The 23080-nt window shown below is 71.6% G+C and carries 24 protein-coding genes; 12 read left to right on the top strand and 12 right to left on the bottom strand.

Annotated elements, in window-relative coordinates; all coding sequences use genetic code 11:
* Position 1: 1 nt before the first annotated feature.
* The 5 genes from IF29_RS43380 (at position 2) to IF29_RS0110325 (ending at position 4489) form a co-directional block, all read left to right on the top strand.
* Entirely contained in the window at positions 2–613 is a 612-nt protein-coding gene (locus IF29_RS43380; protein WP_051725144.1) for a TetR/AcrR family transcriptional regulator, read from the top strand.
* On the top strand, positions 610–1458 hold the full coding sequence (locus IF29_RS0110340; RefSeq protein ID WP_030252613.1) for an SDR family NAD(P)-dependent oxidoreductase: 849 nt from the start codon (positions 610–612) through the stop codon (positions 1456–1458). Before IF29_RS43380 ends, IF29_RS0110340 begins: the two co-directional genes overlap by 4 nt.
* Positions 1455–2204: an SDR family NAD(P)-dependent oxidoreductase gene (locus IF29_RS0110335; protein ID WP_030252611.1), complete on the top strand. Its 750-nt coding sequence runs from the start codon at positions 1455–1457 to the stop codon at positions 2202–2204. The genes IF29_RS0110340 and IF29_RS0110335 overlap by 4 nt, the downstream gene beginning before the upstream one ends.
* A gap of 116 nt (positions 2205–2320) precedes the next feature.
* Positions 2321–3268: a LysR family transcriptional regulator gene (locus IF29_RS0110330; RefSeq protein WP_030252610.1), complete on the top strand. Its 948-nt coding sequence runs from the start codon at positions 2321–2323 to the stop codon at positions 3266–3268.
* Positions 3269–3568: 300 nt separating this feature from the next.
* Positions 3569–4489, top strand: coding sequence for a hypothetical protein (locus tag IF29_RS0110325; protein WP_030252608.1), 921 nt, complete (start codon positions 3569–3571; stop codon positions 4487–4489).
* A 108-nt stretch (positions 4490–4597) separates the two neighbouring features.
* Here the strand turns inward: IF29_RS0110325 and IF29_RS0110320 are convergent, their stop codons facing one another.
* The 4 genes from IF29_RS0110320 to IF29_RS0110305 all read right to left on the bottom strand — a co-directional run bounded on the left by IF29_RS0110320 (position 4598) and on the right by IF29_RS0110305 (position 7488).
* The gene (locus IF29_RS0110320) at positions 4598–5437 is read right to left on the bottom strand and encodes a lytic transglycosylase domain-containing protein (RefSeq protein WP_030252606.1); all 840 of its coding nucleotides are present in this window, start codon (positions 5435–5437) and stop codon (positions 4598–4600) included.
* 437 nt (positions 5438–5874) lie between these two features.
* The gene (locus IF29_RS0110315; protein ID WP_030252604.1) at positions 5875–6447 is read right to left on the bottom strand and encodes a YbhB/YbcL family Raf kinase inhibitor-like protein; all 573 of its coding nucleotides are present in this window, start codon (positions 6445–6447) and stop codon (positions 5875–5877) included.
* Positions 6444–7010, bottom strand: a complete 567-nt coding sequence (locus IF29_RS0110310; RefSeq protein WP_030252602.1) for a cysteine hydrolase family protein — start codon at positions 7008–7010, stop codon at positions 6444–6446. Before IF29_RS0110310 ends, IF29_RS0110315 begins: the two co-directional genes overlap by 4 nt.
* A gap of 28 nt (positions 7011–7038) precedes the next feature.
* Positions 7039–7488, bottom strand: a complete 450-nt coding sequence (locus IF29_RS0110305) for a MarR family winged helix-turn-helix transcriptional regulator (protein WP_030252600.1) — start codon at positions 7486–7488, stop codon at positions 7039–7041.
* Positions 7489–7642: 154 nt separating this feature from the next.
* Here IF29_RS0110305 and IF29_RS0110300 point away from each other — a divergent pair, with 154 nt between their 5' ends.
* Positions 7643–8506 carry an SAM-dependent methyltransferase gene (locus IF29_RS0110300; RefSeq protein WP_084713872.1) on the top strand — a complete coding sequence of 288 codons (864 nt, stop codon included), beginning with the start codon at positions 7643–7645 and terminating at the stop codon, positions 8504–8506.
* A 24-nt stretch (positions 8507–8530) separates the two neighbouring features.
* Here the strand turns inward: IF29_RS0110300 and IF29_RS0110295 are convergent, their stop codons facing one another.
* The 3 genes from IF29_RS0110295 to IF29_RS0110285 form a co-directional block, all read right to left on the bottom strand.
* Entirely contained in the window at positions 8531–11323 is a 2793-nt protein-coding gene (locus tag IF29_RS0110295; protein WP_051725143.1) for an AAA family ATPase, read from the bottom strand.
* Positions 11324–11510: 187 nt separating this feature from the next.
* Positions 11511–12344 (bottom strand): alpha/beta fold hydrolase, encoded by an 834-nt coding sequence (locus IF29_RS0110290; RefSeq protein WP_030252594.1) that lies wholly within the window; start codon positions 12342–12344, stop codon positions 11511–11513.
* 109 nt (positions 12345–12453) lie between these two features.
* The gene (locus tag IF29_RS0110285) at positions 12454–12756 is read right to left on the bottom strand and encodes a tautomerase family protein (protein WP_030252593.1); all 303 of its coding nucleotides are present in this window, start codon (positions 12754–12756) and stop codon (positions 12454–12456) included.
* 231 nt (positions 12757–12987) lie between these two features.
* Between IF29_RS0110285 and IF29_RS0110280 the strand changes: the two genes are divergently transcribed.
* The 4 genes from IF29_RS0110280 (at position 12988) to IF29_RS0110265 (ending at position 15665) form a co-directional block, all read left to right on the top strand.
* Positions 12988–13404 (top strand): nuclear transport factor 2 family protein, encoded by a 417-nt coding sequence (locus IF29_RS0110280; protein WP_037594824.1) that lies wholly within the window; start codon positions 12988–12990, stop codon positions 13402–13404.
* A gap of 59 nt (positions 13405–13463) precedes the next feature.
* Entirely contained in the window at positions 13464–13754 is a 291-nt protein-coding gene (locus tag IF29_RS0110275) for a YciI family protein (protein WP_030252590.1), read from the top strand.
* A 136-nt stretch (positions 13755–13890) separates the two neighbouring features.
* Positions 13891–14889, top strand: a complete 999-nt coding sequence (locus IF29_RS0110270; protein WP_030252588.1) for a zinc-dependent alcohol dehydrogenase family protein — start codon at positions 13891–13893, stop codon at positions 14887–14889.
* Positions 14890–14921: 32 nt separating this feature from the next.
* Positions 14922–15665, top strand: a complete 744-nt coding sequence (locus IF29_RS0110265) for a VOC family protein (RefSeq protein WP_030252586.1) — start codon at positions 14922–14924, stop codon at positions 15663–15665.
* A 72-nt stretch (positions 15666–15737) separates the two neighbouring features.
* On the opposite strand, the gene IF29_RS0110260 is transcribed toward IF29_RS0110265, so the two are convergent.
* Entirely contained in the window at positions 15738–16166 is a 429-nt protein-coding gene (locus IF29_RS0110260; RefSeq protein ID WP_030252584.1) for a hypothetical protein, read from the bottom strand.
* A 254-nt stretch (positions 16167–16420) separates the two neighbouring features.
* Positions 16421–17509 carry a DUF5937 family protein gene (locus IF29_RS0110255; RefSeq protein WP_030252578.1) on the bottom strand — a complete coding sequence of 363 codons (1089 nt, stop codon included), beginning with the start codon at positions 17507–17509 and terminating at the stop codon, positions 16421–16423.
* 99 nt (positions 17510–17608) lie between these two features.
* On the opposite strand from IF29_RS0110255, the gene IF29_RS0110250 reads away from it, so the two are divergent.
* Positions 17609–19051, top strand: a complete 1443-nt coding sequence (locus IF29_RS0110250) for an MFS transporter (protein WP_051725142.1) — start codon at positions 17609–17611, stop codon at positions 19049–19051.
* A 26-nt stretch (positions 19052–19077) separates the two neighbouring features.
* Here the strand turns inward: IF29_RS0110250 and IF29_RS0110245 are convergent, their stop codons facing one another.
* Both IF29_RS0110245 and IF29_RS0110240 read right to left on the bottom strand, forming a co-directional pair.
* A complete protein-coding gene (locus IF29_RS0110245) occupies positions 19078–20079 on the bottom strand; it encodes an NADP-dependent oxidoreductase (RefSeq protein ID WP_030252575.1) in 1002 nt (333 codons plus the stop codon).
* Position 20080: 1 nt separating this feature from the next.
* A complete protein-coding gene (locus IF29_RS0110240; RefSeq protein ID WP_051725141.1) occupies positions 20081–21601 on the bottom strand; it encodes an MFS transporter in 1521 nt (506 codons plus the stop codon).
* Between the two features lie 168 nt (positions 21602–21769).
* Here IF29_RS0110240 and IF29_RS0110235 point away from each other — a divergent pair, with 168 nt between their 5' ends.
* Positions 21770–22354, top strand: coding sequence for a TetR/AcrR family transcriptional regulator (locus IF29_RS0110235; RefSeq protein ID WP_030252571.1), 585 nt, complete (start codon positions 21770–21772; stop codon positions 22352–22354).
* A gap of 27 nt (positions 22355–22381) precedes the next feature.
* Here the strand turns inward: IF29_RS0110235 and IF29_RS0110230 are convergent, their stop codons facing one another.
* A complete protein-coding gene (locus IF29_RS0110230; protein ID WP_157623680.1) occupies positions 22382–22981 on the bottom strand; it encodes a TetR/AcrR family transcriptional regulator in 600 nt (199 codons plus the stop codon).
* Positions 22982–23080: the final 99 nt, after the last annotated feature.

The raw sequence follows: 23080 nt of genomic DNA, 5'->3' as shown, positions 1-23080 counted from the left end.
CATGGCCAAACCGGCCGACCTGGAACTCGACGCTGACCAGATCGTCGCCGCGGCGATCTCGATCCTGGGCGAGGGCGGTCTCGACGCGGTCAGCATGCGCAGCGTCGCGGCACGCCTGGGCGTCTCGCCGGTCCCGCTCTACAGCCGTGTCGGCAACAAGGAGGCACTGATCGAGGCGATCGCCGACCGCCTGCTCGCCGACCTGGCCCCGCCGGACAGCGCGGACCAGCCCTGGACGGCCTACGCACCGCGCTGGGCCGGCGAACTGCGCACCAGGCTGGGGCAGTTGCGCGACAGCCGGCTGGTCGTCGCCGCGCGCCGGCAGGCGTACGTCGAGGCGTCCCGCCCGCTGCTGGAGACCATGCGCCGGGACGGCATGGCCACCGACGCCGCCGTGCGGGCCTGCCGGCTGATCATGTGGGCGACCGTGGGCTTCGTGGCCCTGGAGGCCGGCGCGCAGCCGCCCCCAGGCGGGCCCAGCCGAAAGGTGCGCGCGGGCGGCGACGCCCAGGGGGTGTCCGCCGCGGACGCGGACACCCTGTTCCAGCTGCACATCCGCTACCTGGTCGAGGGCATCGCCCGCGACGCGCACACCACCGGGGAGGAGCAGTGAAACAGGCGCTGGGACCGGGACGGGTGGCCGTGGTGACCGGTGCCGGGAGCGGTATCGGCCGGGCCCTGGCCGATGCCTTCACCCGCGAGCGTATGGCCGTGGTCCTCGCCGACATCGACACCGCCCAGGTGGAGGCGGCGGCCCAGGAACTGCGGTCCGCCGGTGCGCAGGTGCTGGCCCGCACGGTCGACGTGGCCGACCCGGCCGACCTGGACCGGCTGGCCGCGGCGGCGGTCGAACGCTTCGGCCACGTCGACGTGGTGTGCAACAACGCGGGCGTCTCCACCTTCAACCTCATCCAGGACCAGCGCCTGGAGGACTGGCGCTGGGTGCTGGGCGTCAACCTGTGGGGTGTGGTGCACGGGCTGCACAGCTTCCTGCCGGTGTTGCGCGACCAGGCGACCCCCGCCCACATCGTCAACACGGCCTCGATCGCCGGGCTGCTCAGCGGGGTCCCGGTGATCGGCCCCTACGCGGCGAGCAAGGCGGCGGTGGTGTCGGTGTCCGAGAGCCTGCGGGCCGAGCTGGCACTCGCCGGCCTGCCCATCGGCGTCAGTGTGCTGTGCCCGAGCAGCGTCGACACCCGGGTGATGGAGTCCGAACGTAACCGGCCGGCCGCGCTGGGCTCCGAACGGCGCAGCGAGGCCGCCGAGTCGATGCGGCTGATGATCCGCGGCACGCTCACCGGGCCCACCGGCCTGTCTCCGGCCGCGGTGGCCGAGCGCGTGCTGGCCGCCATCCGTGAGGACCGCTTCTGGGTCATCACCCATGCCCAGGAAGGGGCGTCGCTCAAGAACCGGTTCGCGGACATACTCGCCCACGTCCCGCCCGGAGACGGCGCATGAGCATTCCCACGTTGAGTGCCGAGGGCAAGGTCGTCCTGGTCACCGGGGGCAGCAAGGGCCTGGGCCGGGCCATGGCCCTGGGCTTCGCCGAGGCGGGCGCCGATGTCGTGGTCGCCAGCCGCAAGCTCGGCCCCTGCGAGGCGGTGGCCGACGAGGTCCGCTCGCTGGGCGGCAAGGCCCTGGCGGTCGCCTGCCACGTGGGTGACTGGCAGCAGTGCGAGGACCTGGTGGCGGCCGCCGTCGGCGCGTTCGGCCGCATCGACGTGCTGGTCAACAACGCCGGCATCGCCCCGGTCCCCGCGTCGATCGAGGCGGTCACCTCGGAACTGTTCGACAAGACCCTCGCGGTCAATCTCAAGGGCCCGCTGCGGCTCACCGCGCTGGCCGCCGCGCACATGCCCAGCGGCGGTGCGGTGATCAACATCAGCTCCAAGGCGTCCCTCCACCCGACGCCGTCCACCGTGGTCTACGCCGCCGCCAAGGCCGGTCTGAACGCGGTGACCCGGGCGACGGCGCAGGAGCTGGGCCCGCGCGGAATCCGGGTCAACGCGATCGTCTGCGGCACCTTCCACACCGACAGCCTGCACCGGTCCCTGCCCACCGAGGCGCTGCAGGCCCGGATGGCCGACCGGATCAGCCTGGGCCGGATCGCCACCGCCGACGAGATCGTCGGGACGGCCCTGTTCCTGGCCGGCGACGCCTCGTCCTACCTCAACGGCGAGCTCATCGTGCTGGACGGGGGCTGAGCGGTGTTGCACAACCGATGGGCGATCAGGACCATCGAGGTCAGAGGAATGGCCAGGTGGAGTACAGCCACAGGGGCACAAGCAACAACCCATGGTTGTTCCCTTAGGGTGTCGACATGGATCTCGACACCGTCCGGACCTTCGTGGCCGCAGCCGACGCGGGGCAGTTCCAGGAGGCCGCCGCCGAGCTGGCGGTGACCCAGCAGGCCGTCTCCAAGCGCATCGCCGCGTTGGAGCGCGAACTCGGCGTGCGGCTGTTCACCCGCACCGCACGCGGCTCCGGGCTCACCATCGACGGCCAGGCCTTCCTGCCCCACGCCCGCGAGCTGCTGCGTGTCGCCGAACGCGCGGTCGCCTCCGTGCGCACCGGGCGCCGACCGCTACGCGTGGACGTGATCGCTTCACGCAGCGCGCAGTCGGGCCTGATGCGCGGCTTCCACCGTGCGTATCCCGAGATCGAACTCGACGTGGTGATGCTGTTCGACGTCGACACGGCCGTCGCCGCGATCCGGTCCGGTGCGATCGACGCGTCCTTCCGTGCTGTCGCGGCACCCGACCGGCCGCTCCCCGACGACATCGAGTCCGTGCGGGTGTTCGACGAGACGCTCCAGCTGCTCACCGGCCCCGCCCACGCGCTGGCCGGCGCCCGGTCGGTGACGATGGCTCAGCTCGTCGGGCACCGGATCTGGATGCCCGGCATCGTCCCCGGTACCGAGTGGGCCGCCTACTACGAGGACATGGTCGCCGAGTTCGGCCTCACCATCGAGGTGACCGGCCCCAACTTCGGCTCGGACGCGCTGCTGGACACCGTCGCCGACACCCCGGCCCTGGCCACCTTCATGGGCGAGCAGACCCGCCTGGTCTGGCCCGCCGACCACGGCCTTCGCCGCATCCCGGTGACCGACCCGACTCCGGTCTACCCGCACTCCCTGCTCTGGCACCGCGACAACCCGCACCCGGCGCTGTCCACCCTCCGGGCCCACCTGGCCGCCACCGTCGCCGCCCACGGCGCGGCCGGGACCTGGGTGCCGGACTGGGCGGCGCGCCGCGCCGTCGGTAGGTAGCAGTCGGTATGTAACAGGGGGAGCGCCCGGATGCGTCATAGGGGTGCAGTGACGTGATCCAACGAGAGGCGTACTCAATGCACTTCAAGGAGAAGGCGACCACCGGGCTGGCGCTGGCCGCGCTGTGCGGTCTCGGCACGGCCGTTCCCGCGTCGGCCGCCCCCGGGGCCGCGTCCTGGACCGAGACGAACCTGGGCAGCGTACAGGTGGCGAGCGCACAGGCGGCCGGCCCCGGGATCACCTGGGTCGCGGGCGCGCAGGTGACGACCGATCAGGCCACCGGCGCCACCAGGTTCGCGCGTGCTGTTCCAGCAGGACCGGGCCGAGGGGGAGACCTGGCAGCGGTTGCCGGTGTCCTTCGCGGGCTGGGACAGCCGGAGCAACGACCTCGACGTGACCCCCGACGGGTCCGCCTACCTGGTCGGCGACATGTCCGGCACGGACCCGGGGGTCCTGGTGGGCCGGTATGTCGCGGGGCGCTGGAACGTGTCGGCCGACACCGCCCTGCCCGCGGGAACCACCGACGCCAGCCTGCTGTCGGTCAGCGGCACCTCCGCCCACGAGGCCTGGGCCGTGGGCCAGGCTGACGACGCGACCGGGCAGGTTCCCCTGGTCCAGCACTGGAACGGACACGCCTGGCAGCTGGTCCGGATCCCGATCGCGGGCTACGACCAGTGGCTCCTCACCCAGGTGAAGGAGGTGTCCCCGAACGACGTCTGGGTGGTGGGGAACGACAACGCCACCGGTCAGACCCTTGCGGCCCACTGGGACGGGACGGTCTGGAAGCGTATTCCGACCCCCGCGTTCCCCGACTCTTCGGTGCTCTTCGACATCGCCGCGCGCACCCCTTCGGACATCTGGGCGGTGGGCTGGTACCGCGACACCGACAAGCAGCGTCCGCTCGGGCTGGCCCTGCACTGGGACGGCCACAGCTGGACCCAGCTGCCTCTCCCGGCCGGGACCTTCGCGCTGAACAGCGTGGCCCTGCAGCCGGCCGGCGGCATCGCGGTGGTGGGCGGCAACGACGACGCCGCAGTCGGCCTGACCTGGGACCCGGCCGGCGGCTGGAAGTCCCTGGACCTGCCCGAGAACAACCCCGACCAGCCCCTGGGCGCCTGGACGGTCCTGGCGCAGCCCGGCCGGCTGACCGTCACCGGCTGGCACTACCTCTCGTCGGACTTCGGCGACACCTTCGAGAGCGGCGTCATCCTGACCAGGTGACCGGCTTCGGCCCCGGCTTCGGCCCCGGCCCCGGACAGCACACGTCTGCCCACGACGGTGTCGTCGTGGGCAGACGTGGAGGAGCTGCTGCGGTGCGGTCGGCCGGGATCAGTAGCCGCTGCTGCCGTAGGCGATGTTCTCGAAGGCGCCGTAGGTGGCGTTCGCGTAGCGGACCGCGGCGACGATGTTGTCGACCGGGTTCATGATGTCCGTGTGACCGGACAGCGCGTAGCTGTTGAAGGTCGGCTGGATCATCTGCATCAGGCCCTTGGAGGGGGTGCCGGCGGCCGCGTTGGAGTCCCAGTCGTTGACGGCGTCGGGGTTGCCGCTGGACTCGGTCATCGCCCGGGCGCTGATGGCGTCGGCGGAGGGCACGTGGTCGCCGTCGGCGGCCAGGATGTCCCGCGCCTCGGCGATCCAGCCGTCCAGGTTGTCGGCGTAGGTCGGCGTGGCAGCGGCCTTCGCAGCCGCTGCGGCTGCTGCTGCGGCCGCCTGGGCCTTCGCCTGTGCGGCCGCCTCGGCCTGGGCCTTCGCCTTGGCCTGCGCGGCCGCTTCGGCCTGGGCCTTCGCCTTGGCAGCCGCGGCAGCCGCTGCCTTCGTCTTGGCAGCAGCCTGGGCCGCTGCCTTCGCCTTGGCGGCGGCCTCGGCCTGGGCCTTCGCCTTGGCGGCCGCGGCCTTGGAGGCGGCCGCCGAGGTCTGGAGCGCGGTGCGCTGCTCGGAGCGGTTCGCCGCGTCACTGGACGGGCGTGCGGCGGCCTGGCTGCTCGCAGCCTGTGCCGTGGTGTGGGCGGTGTCCGAGCTGCCGCCCGCGAAGGCGACGGCGGTACCGGTGGCCGTGCCGGTGACCAGCAGGGCGGCGACGGCGCCCGCGGCCAGCCGCTTGTTGGGGCGGACGGCGGCGACGCGCTGGTTGAGACGGCTGAGGGAAGGCCGGATGTGGTGACGCATGGAACTCCGATGTCGACGGGACTGCCCAGGGCCGAGGGCGCACCGGTCCGCGCGCTCGCCCAGGGGCGTCGCTCCGCAAGGGGTGGGCCGCTCGGCGGCTTCGGGACTGGCCCGACCGAGCAAGGGAGCCGTTCAGTGGCGGATGTTCCGGCGCTCAGCGCGCGGTTCGCCCGGCTCCCGGCAGGTCGTTCTGTTCGCCTGCCTCGTGCACCGTCACATGCTCTTCACGTGATGAGCAAGAAATCTCGACGGAAAGTGCGACACGCCACAACGCGGGGGTGACCTACGTCTCAACTGGCCTCAAAAACCCCACCCTGCGCCCCTGATGTCCGTTTTGAGGGATTTATACAGGTGTTAGTGGAGGGCTCCACGGCGGGGCAGAACGAAGCGCCGTGGTCCCGGTCGGGACCACGGCGCAGTCGGTAGTCGTGCTGCTGTCAGCGTTCGAAGACGCCGGTCAGTCGGGCGCGGCCCAGCACGGGCGGGGTGACGGCGGGCAGCAGGGTGCGCGGGCGGGCCCGGTCGGGTGGAGTGGTGGCGGGGCTGGCGTCCAGGGGGGTCTCCAGGGCGAACAGCTGGAAGACGTAGCGGTGCGGCCCGTGGCCCTTGATGGGGCCGGGGCCGTGGTAGCCGCGCCCCAGGGTGGACCGCAGCACCCGCACCCCCTGGCCCGGCTGCTTGCCGGCCAGATCGCCGGGCTCCAGCTGCCCGGCTGCCGGGTCGATCAGGGCGACGCAGTGCACGGCGGGCTTGCCCATGGGGACGTCGAGGTCCTCGACCACCAGCAGGAGCTGCGCGGTGCCCGTGGGCGGCGGGCTCCAGGCCAGGTGGGGGGAGCGGTCCTGGCCGCCGATGTGCTTGGCGCAGTGCTCCAGCTGCATGGTGCCGCCGTCGCCGAAGTGCCGGCTGGTGAGCGTCAGCGTCTCGGGGCCGTGCAGGTTGGGCAGGTTCCAGGCCATGTGGGTCTCGCCCGCCCTGCGGTTGTTCAGGAGTCGTCCCAGCAGGCTCATCGGGTGGCCCCGACGGTGGCGAGGACCTCGGCGGTGGTGGCGGTCTCGCCGAGCTTGGGGAAGACGCGCTCGACGCTGTGGCGGTGCGAGTCGGAGTCGGGATCGGCCATGGCATCGGTGGCCAGGACGACGTGGTAGCCGTGGTCGGCGGCGGAGCGCGCGGTCGACTCCACGCCCGAGCTGGTCGAGATCCCGGCGAGCACGATCTGGGTGACGCCCAGGTCCCGCAGCAGGGTGTCGAGCCCGGTGTCGTGGAAGGCGCTGCGCCGCCGCTTGGTGATCAGGTGGTCGGTCGGCTGCACGTCGAGCTCGTCGACCAGGTCGGCCCAGTCCGAGGGCATCTCGGCGAGGTTGCGCGGGCTTCCGGCCTCGGTGCGTCCCGGCGCGCGTCCGGTCACGTTGACCAGCACCACGGGCAGGTCGTGCCGGCGGAACCCGGCGGCCAGCTGCGCCGCCTGCCCGACGGTGGCGGTGAACGCATCACCGCTGCCGGGGGAGAGGAAGCCCTTCTGCAGGTCGATCACGACGAGCGCGGATGTGGGGTCGATCGTTGTCAGTGCCATGGTTGCCTCTGCTGCGGGTGACGGATCGTCATAGGGGTTGGACGTTCTGGGCCAGACGCTCCAACAGTGCTGCTGCCGACCGGAGTTGCTCCAGTTCGGACGGCGTGAACGCGCCGCTGGTGAGGGCCCGGGCGATCAGTTCGGTCCGGGCGTTGCGCTTGTCCTTCAGTGCGCTCCGTCCGGCATCGGTCACCGTCAGCACCGCGCGCCTGCCGTCCTCCGGGTCCGGTCGGCGTTCGACCAGGCCGCGGGCGCGGAGCGCACCGAGTGTCGCCCCCATGGCCTGGGCCGTGATCTGCACCTCCCGGGCCAGCGCCGAGGAGGTGGTGGGGCCCGAGCGGTCCAGGCAGGACAGGGCGGTCCGTTCGGGCATGGTGAGCCCGCCGCCGGTGGGCACTTGGCGCACCCGCCGCACCAGAACGCTGACGCTCGCCAGCAGCGTCGCGGCAACCGTGCCGGGGTCCAGATCGTCGTCCATGTACTAAGTCTATCTTATAAACCTGCCTTACGGTCTGCTCCGGCGCCACCGCGCGGGTTCCGGTTCGAATACTTCCGTGGACTGCCCGCTCGCGGGTTCGATTCGGACCTACTCTTGATCCGATCAAGTGATGGACGTCGAGGGAGAGTTGTCGATGAGCAGGGACGTGTTCTCGGGTGCGGCACTGGGGTCCGCTTCTTCGCCGGAACCCTGGGTGCCTCCCGTCATCGACACGGGCGTGGCCCATCCGGCGCGGATGTACGACTACTACCTGGGCGGGAAGGACAACTTCCCGGCCGACCGGGAGGCCGCGGAGCGGATCCTGGCGGTGGGTCCGCAGACCAGGGTGTTCGCCCAGGCGAACCGGGCGTTCCTGGGACGGGCGGTGCGGTTCCTCGCCGAGCAGGGCATCGACCAGTTCCTGGACATCGGCACCGGGATCCCGGCCGCGGGCAACACCCACGAGGTCGCCCAGAGCGTCAATCCGGCCGCCCGCGTCGCCTACGTCGACAACGACCCGATCGTGCTGGCCCACGCACGCGCCCTGATGGCCGGTCACGGACTGGGCGCCACCACGGTCGTCCAGGCCGACCTGCGCGACCCGGCCGCCATCCTGGCCGACCCCGCGGTGCGGGCCGCGATCGACTTCGACCGGCCGGTAGCCCTGATGCTGGTGGCCGTCCTGCACTTCGTCACCGAGGCCGAGGACCCCGACGCCGTCACCGCGCTGCTGCGCGACGCGCTCCCCTCCGGCAGCTACCTGGTGCTCTCCCACGCCACCGGCGACTTCGTCCCCCCGGCGCAGGCCACCGACGCCCGCACCATCACCGAGGTCTACAAGCAGCGGGCCACCTCACCGCTGACGCTGCGTACCGGCGACCGGATCCGCGAGTTCTTCGGCGACTTCGCGCTGCTCGACCCGGGGCTGGTACAGGTCCCGTACTGGCGTCCGGAGCAGGAGGTCCCCGCCGAGATGGCCCAGGTGGTGTTCTATGGCGGAGTGGCCCGCAAGGCCTGAACCGACGGCAGACCCGACGGGGCGTCAGGGCTGCGGCGGCGGCCGGTCCTCGGTTCGGGCGGTGAGCGCGTCGCGCAGGCCGGCGCGGGCGGTGACGCCGAGTTTGGGGAAGACGTTGTAGAGGTGCCCGCTGACCGTGCGGGCGGACAGGTGCAGCCGTTCGCCGATCGCCTTGTTGGTCAGCCCCGAGGCCGCGAGCGTGGCGATCTGCAGCTCCTGCGGAGTGAGCTGGACGTCCGCCGAGTCGGCCTGGCGCCGGGACACGCCGGTCGCGGCCAGTTCGCTCCTGGCGCGCTCGGCCCACGGTGCGGCCCGCAGCCGATCGAAGACCGTCAGCGCGGCGTTGATGCGTACCCGCGACTCGACGGTGGCCCGCTCCCTGCGCAGGAGCTCGCCAAAGGCCAGCAGGACCCGCCCGCGTTCGAACGGCCACAGGTGCTCGGGCGCCGCTGCGAGCGCCCGCTCGAAGTGGGCGCTCGCCACGTCCCCTTCCGAGACCAGGCCCTGCGCCGCGGCCACGAGCATCGTCCAGCGCGAGGAGATCCTGGTGATACCCATCCGCAGCATCGCCTCGACGAATCCCTGTGCCTGGTCCGTCCGGCCCGTGCGGACTGCGGCCTCGACGAGGTCGTAGGCGACGAACAGCTGCAGCTGCCGGGCGGTGCCGGGTTCCAGTCCGTGTGGGCTGATCCTGGTGGCCTCGGTGTAGGCCGTCTCGAAGTCGCCGCGGCCGATCGCCGCGAGGGTCCGTACCCGGTACACGTGCTGCGGCACGATGAAGGCCTGGCGTGGGATCGCCCAGGCCAGCATCGCCTCCAGGGGTTCCTCCGCCTCGTCCTGCTGCCCGAGCGCGGCTGCCGCGAGGGCTTTGCTGTAGTGCAGGAACCAGACGAAGTTGACGTATCCGTAGGACTGGGCGCGTTCCAGCCCCTCCTCGGCGAAGCGCTGGGTGTCGTCCCATCGCCCGGCCAGGTAGCTCTCGGCGCACAGCAGCATCAGCGCGTTGGTGACGGAGGCGACGGCCCCGGTGCGGGCGGCGTCCTGCCACACCCGCAGTAGTGGTTCGCGCAGGTCGGACAGGCGGTCGACATCGTTGGCGACGTACCCCACCCGGATGATCTGGCCGGGGTCGAGCTCGGTGGCCAGCGTCGCGATCTCCTGGTCCAGGGCGTTCAGTGCCTCGGGGGAGACGAGGGCCGGATTGGAGACGACCTCGGAGCGCACGAGCAGGCCCTCCGGCAGCAGGTCGCGGTATCTGTCAACCAGTTCGAGGTAGGGGTCCCACATCTCTTTGCGCCCGTTGAGCGAGGCGATCACCGAGAGCACCCAGATCGCGGCGTTGATCTCCTCCGCGGTCGGATCGGCCTCGGGGGCCCGCAGGGCGGTGGTGAGCACCCGGAAGGCCGAGACCACGTCCGCGTCGGAGTACAGCATGAGCGAGGCCGCGGCCGAGGCGGTGGCCAGCGAGCCGAGGTCGGTGTCCAGGCGGCGCGCGTCATTGAGCAGTTGCGAGGCCGTGTGGAGGTCCCCCATCACCTCGGCCGCGAAGTACGCGGCCCCGGCCAGGCGCTGTGAGCGGTGATCGGGATCCGGACTCAGATGGGCCGACCGGGTCATCGCCGCCACCGCCGCGGAGGGGTCCCCGCGGTTGAGTGCCCGGATCGACTCGTGCTGCAGCAGGGTGGCCACCTCCTCGTCCGGGCCGAGGGACGCATCGGCGAGGTGCCAGGTGCGGCGTCCGGGATCGGAGCGATGGCAGCCGGCGAGTGCCTGGTGGGCCCTGCGTTGCTGCTCCGGCCGGGCCAGTTCGACGACGGCGGAGCGCACCAGCGGATGACGGAAGACCACCGTGTGACGGTTGTCGACGACGACGATGCGCTCACGTTCGGCGATGTCGAGGTGGGCGGCGGCATCGGGTCCCACCACGCTCTCCTCGGACAGCGCCTGGCCCGAGCCGTCCAGGGCGAGCAGCAGGAGCAGGTCCCGGGTCTCCTGCGCCAGTGCCGTGATCCGGGCGGTGAACATCCGGGTGAGCCGCTCGGTCAGCGGCAGCACCGTCGGCAGCGCGTCCGCGGTGGGGTAGCGGGCCGAGGTCAGGGTCGCCGGCAGTTCGACCAGAGCGAGCGGGTTCCCCTGGGCCTCGGAGACGATGCGCCGGCGCACGTGCTCGGCCAGGTCCGGGTAGTTCGCCAGCAGCAGGGCTTCGGACTGCGCGGGGTCCAGGGCATGGATGGTGAGGCTGTTTATGTCGCCGCGGTTGCGCAGCGGCTCCCCGGTGGTGCGGACTGTTGTGAGCACGCGCACCCGGGTTCCGGCGACCCGGCGGGCCACGAAGGACAGCACGTCCGCGCTGGCGTCGTCCAGCCACTGGGCGTCGTCGACGATGGCGACCAGCGGCTGTTCCTGTGCGGCGAGCAGGAGCAGGGACAGGGTCGCGGTCGAGACGAGGATGCGCGAGGGGGTCGCGCCGTCGCCGAAGCCCAGGGCCACTCGCAGGGCGCTCGCCTGGCCCGGGTCGAGTTCCGCGAACAGGGGTGCCAGCGGCAGCAGCAGCTGGTTGAGGCCGGCGAACGCCATCCTGGCCTCGAACTGGGCGCCGGCGGCCCGCAGCGTCCTCATCCCCCTGGCGCGGGCGAGATCGGCGGCGGCGTCGAGCAGGGCGGACTTTCCCACGCCGGGGTCACCGAACAAGGTCAGCGAGCCGTTGAGTCGAGCGGTGTCGTCGATCACTGCCGTGATCAGGTCCAGTTCGTCGGACCGGCCGGTCAGATCGGCGCCGGCCTCCCGGGCCTTGCGGCCCGGGCGCTCTGTGTTCATGGGAGGTGCTTCTCTCCAGCGGCATAGAGGGTGCGGTCACCTCAAGGAGTGTGGAATTGAACTGCGGTCCCAGGCTTCGTGAGGTTCTCGACTCTATTCGACGCCGCAGTGCACTGCCCGGTAACCGCTGCGGCCCCGGGGCCGCAGCGACTCCATGATAAGAACACCAGTTCGATTATCGGGCAGGTCAGCTGGCGAGGAAGTCCACCAGGGCGGCGTTGACCTGGTCCGCATGGGTCCACAGCAGTCCGTGCGGGGCGTCGTCGATCTCGATGTACTGCGCGTCAGGCACCGCCTTGGTGAACTGCCGCCCGGTGGCGTCGATCGGCAGGATCCGGTCGGCGGTTCCCTGCAGGATCAGCGCCGGCACGTCGATCCTGGCGATGTCGGCGCGCATGTCGGTGTGCCAGCTGGGCACCACGGCCGAGGACGCGTACGGGGACATGCGCGTGGCGGTGACCCAACTGCCGCGCACCGCCTCCGGGCTGATGAGTGTGCCCAGGTTCTCGTCGAGGTTGTAGAAGTCGTTGAAGAAGTTGGTGAACCAGGCGTACCGGTCCTTCTGCGCGGCCGCGATGATCCCGTCGAACACGCCGGCCGGAAGGCCGGTGGGGTTGTCGGGGGTCTGCAGCAGGAACGGTTCGATCGGCGCCAGGAATGCGACCTTGCGCAGGTTCGCGGTGCCGTGGGCGCCGATGTAGCGGCCGATCTCGCCGGTGCCCATCGAGAAGCCGACCAGGGCGACGTCCTTGAGCCGCAGTACGTCGAGCAGCACGTTCAGGTCGTCGGCGAAGGTGTCGAAGTCGTAGCCGGAGGTGGGCTGGCTGGACTGGCCGAAGCCCCTGCGGTCGTAGGTGATCACGCGATGCCCGGCCTCAAGGAGGGCGGGGATCTGCAGCTCCCAGGACCTGCCGTCCAGCGGATAGCCGTGGATCAGCACGACGGGCGAGCCCTGGCCGTGGTCCTCGTAGTACAGGTCGACGTCGGTGGTGTTTTCCCTGGCGACGGTGATGTAGGGCATGGCTGTGCCTCCTGAGTGGCGGGGATCGGATGTGGTGACGCTGTGGTGCGGGGAGCGGCGGCGCCGATTCGGTGTCGGCACCGCCGGCGAGGACCGGGAAGCGGTGGAGTCACTTCTCCAGGTAGGGAGCGGCCTTGGCGAGCTCGGGGCGGGTGACGGGGTGGCCGTCGATGGTCTGGTAGGTGGCGGCGGAGCGGCCGAGGGTGTCCAGGAGGGTGGCGGGGCCGGCGAAGGGCTTGCCGCCGATGTGCCAGCCGTCGGTATGCAGTTCCTCGATGAGGACCCAGACGATCTCGCGGAAGGCCTCGGAACCCTCGAACTTGACCATGACCTCGGTCAGGGCCGCGGCCATGTCGTGCTTCTCCTGGGTGCTGAACACTCCGTCGACCAGCTTGACGTTGACGAACGGCATGGGGTGCTCCTTGGATCGGGATGCGATGTCCCGCCGAGCGGCGGGGACAACTGAATCCTCATCCCGGGGGCCCGCACGCCGCACCAGTCATCCGACCTGACCTTTGCGGTCCCTCTGCGGCACCGGCGTCGAAGCCGGGTCGGATGACTCATGCCCGGTCCGGGGGCGGCGGCGACCATGGACAGGGACGGCGCAGCCGCCGAACCCCTCACCGATGAAACGAGGAACACCATGTCCGAAGAGTCCAACAGGCAGTTGGTCGCGGACGCGTTCGAAGCCTGGGCCGCCGGCACCGGGGGAGTGTTCGACCTCCTGGCCGAGGACGCCGACTGGACCATCGTCGGCAACAGCGTCGCCTCCGGTACCTACCCCACGCGCGAGGTGTTCCTCGACACCGTCATCCGTCCGTTCAACGCCCGGATGAGCACCCCGCTGGTGCCGTCCGTGCGCGCGCTGTACGCCGACGGGGACACTGTGGTCGCGCTGTTCGACGCGAGCGCCACGGTGCGGGACGGCTCGCGCTACGACAATACCTACGCGTGGTTCCTGACCATGCGTGAGCACCGGATCGTCAGTGCCGTCGCGTTCTTCGACAGCGTTGAGTTCAACGATCTCTGGGCCCGGGTCCAGCCCGCCCGACCCGCCTGATCCGCCTCGCCCGTCCGTCCGTCCCTGACCGCTCCGTCCGAAGATTGGCAGTGCACACCATGTTCGTCGTCATCCTTGACTACACCGCGCCGCTCGAAGAGATCGACCGCCATCTGGAGGCACACAACGCCTGGCTGGAGCAGAACTACGCGGCCGGGCACTTCGTCGCCTCGGGCCGCCAGGACCCCAGGACTGGCGGCCTCATCCTGGCCCGGGCCGCCGACCGCGAGGAACTGGGCCGGATCCTGGCCCTGGACCCGTTCGGCATCGGCAAGGTGGCCACCCACACGGTCATCGACTGGCGACCCTCGCGTGCCAGCGCAGAGGCCCAGTGGCTGCTGCAGCCCTGATCCGACCCGACCGGGATCTCGCCGACACGCGCCCGGACCGTACCGCCCCGACCCCACCCGATAGGGACGATGTGGTGGTCAGCCGTTGCTTCAGGACGGCGGCCACCACCCCCGGACCCACCGAAAGACAGTGACCATGCGCGCAGCCGTGCTCAAACAGTTCGCCACCCCGCTGGAACTTGCCGACATCCCTCGACCGGCGCCCGGCCCGGGCGAGGTCCTGGTCAGGATCGCCGCCAGCGGTGTGAACCCCCTGGACACCAAGATCCGTGCCGGTCTGGCCGCGCACGCACGTGCCGTCCTGCCCGCGGTGCTGGGCCTGGACCTGGCCGGCACCGTCGTCGAGGTCGGGCCGCAGGTGGCCGGCTTCGCCGTCGGCGACGAGGTGTACGGGCTCAGCGGCGGTGTCGGGGGCCTGCAGGGATCACTGGCCGAGTATGCCGCCGCCGACGCCCGGCTGCTCGCCCACAAGCCCGCCTCGCTGACCATGCGTCAGGCCGCGGCGCTGCCGCTGTCGGTGGTCACCGCATGGGAGGGCCTGGTGGACCGGGCCCGGGTCGGTGCCGGCCAGAAGGTTCTGGTGCACGGCGGTGCCGGCGGCATCGGCCACGTCGCGGTCCAGATCGCCCGCGCCCGCGGCGCCGAGGTCTTCGCCACCGCCTCGGCCGCCGACGCCGAGACCGTCCGGCAGCTCGGCGCCACCGCGATCGACTACGCCGGCACCGAGGTGCAGGAGTACGTCGCCGCCCACACCGGCGGCGAAGGCTTCGACATCGTCTTCGACACCGTCGGGGGCACCGTCCTGGACAACTCCTTCGCCGCGGTGCGCACCTACACCGGCCATGTGCTGAGCGCCCTGGGCTGGGGCAGCCACAGCCTGGCCCCGCTCTCCTTCCGCGGCGCCACCTACTCCGGGGTCTTCACGCTGCTGCCCATGCTCACCGGAAACGGCCGCGACCACCACGGCGAGATCCTGCGCGAGGCGGCCGCCCTGGCCGACGCGGGCCTGCTCAAGCCGCTGCTCGACCCCCGCCGCTACGACCTGGACACGGTCGCCCAGGCCCACGCGGCCGTCGAGGACGGCTCGGCCCACGCCAAGATCGTCGTCGACATCGGCTCAGCGGCTGGTAGTTGATCACTGCTCAGCCAGTGCATAGGGTCGTGGCTATGGCACTTCGACCCGTTCAGGTGAACATCAAGGCTCTTGATGATGCGGCGGTCGGCCGGTTCTGGGCCGAGGCCCTCGGCTGGGGCGTCTCCAGCGAGGGACCCGGCGTGACGAACGTCGAACCGCTCGGCGGGTTCGTCTGGCCGGATCCGGTCGCGCTCTGCGTCGACGTCGTCACCGTCCCGGAACCCAAGACCTCGACCAAGAACCGGGTGCACCTGGACCTCGCCACCAGCTCCGCGGCGCACCACGCCGAGCTGGTCGCGCGCCTCAGGGATCTCGGCGCGACGCCCGCCCAGGTGGGCCAGGGCGTGGTGCCGTGGACGGTGCTCGCGGACCCGGAGGGCAACGAGTTCTGCGTACTGGAGCCGCGGGACGTCTACCGGGACACCGGACCGATCGCCGCGGTGGTGGTCGACTGCGTGGATCCGCGGGCGATGGCCCGGTTCTGGGGCCAGGCGACGGACTGGACCCCGCACGGGGTGACGGACGACGAGGCGGTGTTCCGCTGCGCCAAGGGTGTCGGCCCCTATCTGGAGTTCCTGCGCGTCCCCGGCGGGAAGGCCGTGCCGGACCGGGTCCACCTCGACCTGCTTCCCTATCCCGGTGACGACCAGGAGGCGGAGGTGGCCCGGCTGCGGGCCCTGGGCGCCGTCGACATCGACCTCGGCCAGGGCGACGTGCGGTGGAAGTGCCTGGCCGACCCGGACGGCCACGAGTTCTGCGTCCTGGCCCCGTCCTGAACCCGGCTCCGATTAAGTCCGCGCTCCGGCAGGCCGCCGCCTGCCGGAGCCGGAGCGGCCCGTCGGACCAGGTCAGTCCTCGATGGTGATGCTCTGGCCCGCACCGCTGCTGGAGGTCACACCCATGACGGTGCCGGCCAGCACGTCGGTGCACAGGACGATGGGGCTACCGGTGTACTTGACGTACCCGGCGGTGCACGCGCCCCAGTTGCCGTTGCCGTAGTAGAGCCAGCCCTCGTAGCTGACGCCCGACTTGCCCTTCCACACGTTCAGGTCGTGGCAGGTGGTGCTGGACGTGCTCGGCTTGGTGAAGGTCGAGCCACCGGAGAACTCCGGGAGACCGTGCGCGTTGGTGCCCGTCGTGCCCGTGGTGCCGGTCGGGAACTGACAGCCGACCGCAGCCGACGTCGCAGCCTGGGCCGGGACCGCGGCAACCGCCGTCGCGCCCCCGATCAGTGCGAGAGCCGCCACGCCGGTCACGAGTCGCTGGGGCTTCCTCATGTGCATCTCCTCCTGGGACAAGGGGTGTTCCGGGTGCCGGGCCCGATCCTGATTCGGCCCGGAGCACGCCGATCCTGTTCGGGACGGCGCCCAGGAGCAAGAGCCGCCCACCGGATGACGGATTCCCGGGACGACACCGCCACGACCTGCGGGGACGCGCAACCCGATGCCGACACGGCGGGACGCCGCTGGAACCGGTGAGGTGCCTGCGGCACCCGGTGTCTGAGATCGGCTCGGGTGGCTGAGGACGGTGTTCAGCGGAGGAGGGCCTGGATCAGGTCGGTGCCCAGGCGTGCGTTGGCGGGCAGGTCGAGTTCGTAGCTGACGTAGCGGCCGGTCCGGGTGGAGGTGATGACGCCCGCCTTCTTCAGGATGGCGAGGTGGCGCGAGACCTCGGGCGGGGTGAGCAGCCAGACGTCGGCGAGCTGGGCGGTGGTCTGCGGTCCGCGGGCGATGCTGCGCAGCAGGCGCAGCCGGACCGGGTGGTCCAGGGCGTGCAGCCGGTCCTGGACGGTCGCCACGGACAGCGAGGGTTCGCTGGGAGTGGTGAGCATCGGGTAGTTGATCACCGGTTGCCGGCCGGGCGCGTGGACCACGAGCAGGTGCGGGTGGGAGAAGGCGCTGGGCATGAACGTCAGCCCGGTCCCGGCGGAGCTGGTGGTGCGGTCCTGCAGTTTGTCGACGACGATGTGTCCGCCGGACGCCGACAGTGTGACCGCGGGGGAGATCGCGGCGAGGGTGCGCTGCAGTCCGTGCCTGGCCAGTAGGTCGCGCTTGTGACGGGCGTCGACGCCCAGCCGCCCGGCCACCGTGCGCCACGCGGTGTTGAAGAACCCGGTCGCGCAGTCCTCGAGCAGGCGCCGCAGCCAGCTCCTGGCGGTCGGCGGATCGGTGAGGACGTAGTCGACGAAGTCGAGCTGCCTGCTCCCGCGGGCGGCCGCCCGCTCGCGGGCGATGCGGCGGGCGGTGTCGTCGGTGAGCGGTGATCCGAGGTCCTCGCGCAGCGGCACGACACCGCAGCTGCTGGTCATCAGAGCGGTGTGCACCCAGGTCTCGTCGTCCAGCTCGTCGAGGACGTCGAGTTCCTCGACCAGGGTCTGCTTGGGCCGGGCGGGCAGCAGCATGTCCGATCGCGAGGTGCGCCAAAGGTAGTCGGCGGTGATGACGCGGTCCATCAGGTCCGGGTCGATCTGGGTGGCGGACGCGGTGATCCAGCCCGCCTGTTGGGCGTGGTGGGCTGGCTCCACGAGCAGGTGCAGGGCCGACCCCAGCTCGGCCAAGGGGGAGGGCGCGAACAGGTACCCGTCCGCGGCCAGGTCGGACACATCGATGCTGACGCTCATGACGCCATCCTCGTACCTGCCCGGGACCACGACCGCGTGGATTGACGACCATCGTCAATCCACGCGGGGGAAACTCGGTCCCGCACCGATCGTGGCTGCATGCCCACCACTGCCGGTACAGCCACCGCTCCACCGCCACCGCCGCCGACCAGACTCACCACTCCCCAGCTGCTGCGCGGCCTGGGCGGGGGCCGTTACGCCTGCGCGGCGCTGGTCTCCTCCCTGGGCGGCGGGTTGATCCGACCGTTCCTGCTCCTGTACGCGGTCACGATCAGCGGCATCAGTGCGGGCCGAGCAGGCCTGGCACTGTCGGTGGGCTTCCTGGTCGGCATCGCCCTGGTGCCGCTCGCCGGCCGCTGGGTCGACCGCGGAGCCCGCCGGGCGCTGATGGCCACCACCTTGACCTTTCGTGCGTCGGGGCTGCTCGCGCTGCTGCTGGTCCCCGGGGCGGACGGATTCCTGTGGTGCTGCCTGCTCCAGGGGATCGGCAACCAGGCCGCGCCGATCGGGCAGGCCGCGATCATCGGGGACCTGTCGGTCGGCTACGAGCGCGACGCGGTGCTGGCCGCACTGCGCTCGCTCGGCAACGCCGGCACGGGTGCGGGCGCCCTGCTGGCCACCGTCGCGGTGAGCTCCGGCGGGGTCGGCATGCGCTGGCTGGCCGTCGGCACCGCGGCCGGATACCTGATCTCGGCGGCCCTGGTCTCGACCGTCCGGATCGCCGGCACGGCCGGTAGCGCCGGCACCGCCGCAGCGCCCCGTTCACTATCCCTGACGACCCGTGTCGGGGACCTGGACCGTCCGGTACTCCGTCGGCTGACGCTGATGAACCTGGCCAACCTGCCCTTCGCGTTCTGCTTCGACATCCTCGAAGTCGCCCTGCCGGTGGTGCTGGTCACCCGGATGCACGCGGCGCCCGCGTGGTCCTCCGGCGTCTTCGTCGGCAACACCGCCATGGTCATCCTCGCCCAGCTCCCGGTGGTGCTGTGGTCGTCGCGGCGGCCGCGACGCCATGTCTTCGCCCTGGCCGGATGGGTACTGGCGGCCTCCTACCTGGGATTCCTCCTCGCCGGCAGCGGGCACGGCAACGCGGGTGCGGGGGCCGTCGCGCTGGTCTGCGTCCCCTACACCCTGGGTGAGATCCTCTACACCGGCGTCGGCACGGCGCTGGTCATCGACGCCGCCCCGCCCCATCTGCGCGGACGCGTCATCGCGCGCTGGCAGCTGTCGCTGGGCCTCGGCCGGGCGCTGGCCCCGCTGACCATCACCGCCGCGCTCAGCGTGTCGGCGGCCGCACTGTGGCTGCCGCTGGCCGCAGCGACGGTGCTGGGCGCCGGCCTGATCGTCCTCCACGCCCCCACCGACACGGGCCGACCGACGCACCCCGGCCCTGACCCCACCCGGCGCGAGCGCCGCAACCGCGCGGCCCTCGAACGCGCCGAGCTCGCCCACGCACTGCACCGGGACGGCTACCGCCGCCCGGACCGGGTCGCGCATCCGGCCCTGCACGGTCCCTGGTGCGGCTCCCGGCCACGGAGATAGCCCCGAGGGCCGCCGCTCGGCTCCACTCACATCCGGACCACGACCTTGCCCTTGGCGTGGCCCTGTTCGAGGTGGGCGAAGGCATCGGCGATCCGCTCGAATGGGAAGACCCGGTCGGTCACCGTCCGCAGCTCCCCTTGGTCGACCGGGCCGGCCAGCAGGTCGAGGTCGGCCCCGCTGGGATGCATGAAGAGGAACCGGTAGCCGACTCCGCTCCGCCCGGCCCGGTGGCGGATCCTGGCGCCGGCTGCCCACAGTGCGGCCGCCACCAGTGGGCCCGCGTCGAAGTCCGCGCGGGCGTTGGCGGGTTGGGGGAGTCCGGCGACGGAGACGGTGCGGGCTCCGCGCTTGAGGATGGCGAAGCTGTCCGACAGGTCCCGCCCGCCGGTCAGGTCGAGCGCGCCGTCGTAGTCGCTCAGCACGTCCCTGAACCTCTGCTGCCGGTAGTCGATGACCGTCGTGGCGCCGAGGGAGCGCACCAGTTCCTGGCCGCGCGGTGACGCGGTGGTGGCCACCTGCGCCCCCATCCGGACGGCCAGTTGGATGGCGAGGGTGCCCACGCCCCCGGCTCCGCCGGAGATGAACACCCGGTCGCCCTCGGTGACGGCCAGCTCGTCGCGCAACGCCTGCAGCGCGGTCAACCCGGCCAGCGGCAGGCCGGCCGCGTCGGCGAAGTCCAGCGACTGCGGCATCGTCCCCACCAGGGTCTCGTGGACGACGGCATAGGGGGCGAAGGCGCCGAGCTTCTTCTTGTCCACCCGGGCGAACACCCGGTCGCCGACCGCGAACCGGGTGACGCCGGCGCCGACCGCCTCGACCACCCCGGACAGCTCGCTTCCCGCGACCTGGGGCAGGTCGAGGCGGTGCACCAACCGCATCGCTCCCTGGCGCACCTTGTAGTCGATCGGGTTCAGTCCCGCGGCGCGTACCCGGATGAGCACCTCGCCCCGGCCCGCCGTCGGTTCGGGGACGTCGCGCATCTCCATCGCGCTCGCGTCCCCGTACCGGGTCATCACAAACGCCCGCATGTCAGCTGCCCTCCTTCGCAAGGTCCGTCGCAGGTTCCGTGACCGGCGCGGCGACGGTGACGGGGTCAGGGCCGGTCGCGCCGCGGCGGTACAGCAGGAGGCTGAGGAGCAGTCCGAGCGCGAAGAAGCCGGCGGACCACCAGTAGGTCGTGGCGTAGCCGTGCAGGGCGGCCTGAGCGAGCGTCAGGGGGTCGCGGGGGTTGCGGCCGACGAGGTAGTGGACGGCCGTGGTGGTGGCCAGGGTGTTGAGCAGCGCGGTGCCGATGGATCCGCCGACCTGCTGCATGGTGTTGACGGCGGCGGACGCGACTCCGGCGTCCTGCGCCGCGACCCCGTACGTCGCCAGGCTCATCGCGGGCGGGGTGGCCAGCCCGATGCCCACCCCGGAGACGAGCAGCGCCGGCATGATGTGCCCGGCATAGCTGCTGTGCAGTCCCAGGGAGGTCATCCAGACCAGGCCGGCTGCGGCGAGGCCCATGCCCAGCGGCACTACCGGCTTCGGGCCTAGGCGCGGAACCAGCACGGTCGTGGACAGCACTGACATGATCACCATGACGCCGACCATGGGCAGGAACGCCAGGCCGGTCCTGACCGGCGTGTAGCCGAGGGTCTGCTGCAGGTAGTAGGTCAGGAACAGGAACACGCCGAACATGCCCGCGCCCAGGACGAGTACGGCCAGGTAGGACGCTCCGCGGTTGCGGTCCAGCAGCACGCGCAGCGGCAGCAGCGGGTTGGTGGCCCTGGCCTGCCACCAGGCGAACGCGGCCAGGAGCACGGTGCCGGCGACCAGGAATCCCCAGGTGTCGGCGGAGCCCCAGGAGTGCGACTCGGCGTTGGCCAGGCCGTAGACGATGCCGAACAGGCCGGCGGAGACCAGCGCGGTGCCGGGCACGTCCAGGGTGGCGTCCCGGTTCCGGCCGGAGCGCTTGAGCAGCAGCGCACCGCCGACGAAGGCGAGCAGGGCGAAGGCCAGGTTGACGTACATGGTCCAGCGCCAGCTCAGGTGCTCGGTCAGCAGTCCGCCGAGCAGCAGCCCGATGGCGCCGCCCGCGCCGGCGACGGCGCCGAACACGCCGAAGGCGGTGGCCCGGTCCTTTCCGTCGGTGAAGGTCGTGGTCAGGACGGATCGGGCGGCCGGGGCGAGCAGTGCGCCGAAGACGCCCTGCAGGGCGCGGGCGACGACCAGGCTCTCGAAGCTGCCTGCGGCGCCGCCGAGGGCGGAGGCCCCGGCGAAGCCGACCAGCCCGACCAGGAAGGTGACCTTGGTGCCGAACATGTCGGAGATGCGGCCGCCGAGCAGCAGCAGGCTGCCGAACGCGAGGGCGTAGGCGGTGACCACCCACTGCCTGTCTCCGTTGGAGAAGCCCAGGTCGCTCTGGGCCGACGGCAGTGCGATGTTCACGATGGTGGTGTCCAGGACCACCATCAGCTGGGCCGTCGCCACGACGGCGAGGACCCACCAGCGGAGCGATGACCGGTCGCGGACTCCTGGTCGGGTGGCGGCTTCTACTGCGGTCTGCATGGACAAGGGCCTGTTCCAGGGTGCTCGCGAGATGAGGGGTGCATGTGGCGACCCCGGATGTAAACGCTGTACACATTAGGCGCGCGAAGTGTGCAGTGTCAACATTGGCGGGCGGTGGTGCCCCTGGCGGTGCCTACACTGGCAGCACCTGGAGGAAGGGTGGATCAGGTGGCAACGGCCCGCGACGCGTACCACCACGGCGATCTGCGCGCCGCCCTGCTGAACGCCGCGCTCGAACTGCTGGAGGAGGGCGACGAGGCGGCGCTGTCGCTGCGAGCCGTCGCCCGCAGGGCCGGGGTCTCGCCCAACGCCCCCTACCGGCACTACCCCGACAAGGACGACCTCCTGGCCGCGCTCGCCACGCACGGCTTCCAGGACCTGCGCCGCACCCTGCTGGCGGCGGAGGCCACCGCCGCCCCCGGGGAGGAACTGGTCACGCTGGCGCAGGCCTACGTCCGCTACGCACTGGACCACCAGGCGCTCTTCGGGCTGATGTTCGCCCGCCCCTGCGACGTCCGGCACCCCGAGACCCGCGCGGCCGCCGATGAGACCTACGCCGTGCTGTCCGCGCGCGTGGCCGCGGTGAACACGCGCCCGGCCGACGAGCAGGCGGCGTTCATGGCCGGCTCATGGGCCCTGGTCCACGGGCTGGCCTCGCTGGTCCTCTACGGCAAGCTCGCCCGGGACAGCAAGCCCGAGGAGCTGTCCGCCCTGGTGAGAAGCGTCGTCGACACGATGTGCGGCCCGGCCTGATCCTCGGTACCGCTCAAGAGCTGCGGCTCAGGGCTGGTCGCCGACGAGAGCGACCGCTCGCGCCTCGGGAACTCCCAGCATCAGCAGGCTCGTGATCGTCGCAGCTCGGGCACCTGGGGTCCTGTTCGACAGGTCGCTGTCCGCGATGGCGAACACGACGCCGTAGGCGACCTGGCTCAGAACGCCCGCCGGCAGGTGCTGCGCGAACACACCGCCGTCCTGGCCCCGTTCCACCAGGTCGGCAAGGAGCTCGTCGAGCGGCCCGAGCAGGCCGTGGATCGCCTCGCCGTACTCGCCACGGCGCAGCGCCAACAGCACCCGGTAGCGGTGCGCCACCGGCCAGACCCGGGCGATGAACCGGACCCATGTCGCGTCCGCTGCCGCGTCGGAGGCGTTGACCTCGGTGAGCACGCCCGTCATCTCGGTGACGGCCCGTTCCGTGAGGGTCCGGATCAGGTCGAGGCGGGAGGGGAAATGGCCGTAGACCGTACGACGGACGACGCCGGCGGCGGAGGCGATGTCGCCCATGCCGGCGTCGGGGTTCTCTCCCAGCACATCGAGGGCGACGTCGAGGATGCGATCGCGCGTCTCGTTCATCGAGCGCAGACGGGAGGACTCGGTAGGCACAGCGCCATTGTTGCACAGCACTGTGCAGTGGAGTAGATTGCACAGCAGTGTGCAATGAAAAGCCGCGCTGTGCCTGGCAGCACAGGAGGAGAGAAGAAG

The organism is Streptacidiphilus jeojiense (assembly GCF_000719095.1).
Taxonomy (GTDB): domain Bacteria; phylum Actinomycetota; class Actinomycetes; order Streptomycetales; family Streptomycetaceae; genus Streptacidiphilus; species Streptacidiphilus jeojiensis.
The sequence above is the reverse complement of the archived record's forward strand: the minus strand, read 5'-3'. Positions and strand labels throughout refer to the sequence as shown.

Excerpts from the sequence above, each read along its gene's own strand:
- IF29_RS43380 (WP_051725144.1), top strand. The coding sequence starts at position 2 with ATGGCCAAACCGGCCGACCTGGAACTCGACGCTGACCAGATCGTCGCC.
- IF29_RS0110335 (WP_030252611.1), top strand. The coding sequence starts at position 1,455 with ATGAGCATTCCCACGTTGAGTGCCGAGGGCAAGGTCGTCCTGGTCACC.
- IF29_RS0110330 (WP_030252610.1), top strand. The coding sequence starts at position 2,321 with ATGGATCTCGACACCGTCCGGACCTTCGTGGCCGCAGCCGACGCGGGG.
- IF29_RS0110320 (WP_030252606.1), bottom strand. The coding sequence starts at position 5,437 with ATGCGTCACCACATCCGGCCTTCCCTCAGCCGTCTCAACCAGCGCGTC.
- IF29_RS0110315 (WP_030252604.1), bottom strand. The coding sequence starts at position 6,447 with ATGAGCCTGCTGGGACGACTCCTGAACAACCGCAGGGCGGGCGAGACC.
- IF29_RS0110310 (WP_030252602.1), bottom strand. The coding sequence starts at position 7,010 with ATGGCACTGACAACGATCGACCCCACATCCGCGCTCGTCGTGATCGAC.
- IF29_RS0110305 (WP_030252600.1), bottom strand. The coding sequence starts at position 7,488 with ATGGACGACGATCTGGACCCCGGCACGGTTGCCGCGACGCTGCTGGCG.
- IF29_RS0110300 (WP_084713872.1), top strand. The coding sequence starts at position 7,643 with ATGAGCAGGGACGTGTTCTCGGGTGCGGCACTGGGGTCCGCTTCTTCG.
- IF29_RS0110295 (WP_051725143.1), bottom strand. The coding sequence starts at position 11,323 with ATGAACACAGAGCGCCCGGGCCGCAAGGCCCGGGAGGCCGGCGCCGAT.
- IF29_RS0110290 (WP_030252594.1), bottom strand. The coding sequence starts at position 12,344 with ATGCCCTACATCACCGTCGCCAGGGAAAACACCACCGACGTCGACCTG.
- IF29_RS0110285 (WP_030252593.1), bottom strand. The coding sequence starts at position 12,756 with ATGCCGTTCGTCAACGTCAAGCTGGTCGACGGAGTGTTCAGCACCCAG.
- IF29_RS0110280 (WP_037594824.1), top strand. The coding sequence starts at position 12,988 with ATGTCCGAAGAGTCCAACAGGCAGTTGGTCGCGGACGCGTTCGAAGCC.
- IF29_RS0110275 (WP_030252590.1), top strand. The coding sequence starts at position 13,464 with ATGTTCGTCGTCATCCTTGACTACACCGCGCCGCTCGAAGAGATCGAC.
- IF29_RS0110270 (WP_030252588.1), top strand. The coding sequence starts at position 13,891 with ATGCGCGCAGCCGTGCTCAAACAGTTCGCCACCCCGCTGGAACTTGCC.
- IF29_RS0110265 (WP_030252586.1), top strand. The coding sequence starts at position 14,922 with ATGGCACTTCGACCCGTTCAGGTGAACATCAAGGCTCTTGATGATGCG.
- IF29_RS0110260 (WP_030252584.1), bottom strand. The coding sequence starts at position 16,166 with ATGAGGAAGCCCCAGCGACTCGTGACCGGCGTGGCGGCTCTCGCACTG.
- IF29_RS0110255 (WP_030252578.1), bottom strand. The coding sequence starts at position 17,509 with ATGAGCGTCAGCATCGATGTGTCCGACCTGGCCGCGGACGGGTACCTG.
- IF29_RS0110250 (WP_051725142.1), top strand. The coding sequence starts at position 17,609 with ATGCCCACCACTGCCGGTACAGCCACCGCTCCACCGCCACCGCCGCCG.
- IF29_RS0110245 (WP_030252575.1), bottom strand. The coding sequence starts at position 20,079 with ATGCGGGCGTTTGTGATGACCCGGTACGGGGACGCGAGCGCGATGGAG.
- IF29_RS0110240 (WP_051725141.1), bottom strand. The coding sequence starts at position 21,601 with ATGCAGACCGCAGTAGAAGCCGCCACCCGACCAGGAGTCCGCGACCGG.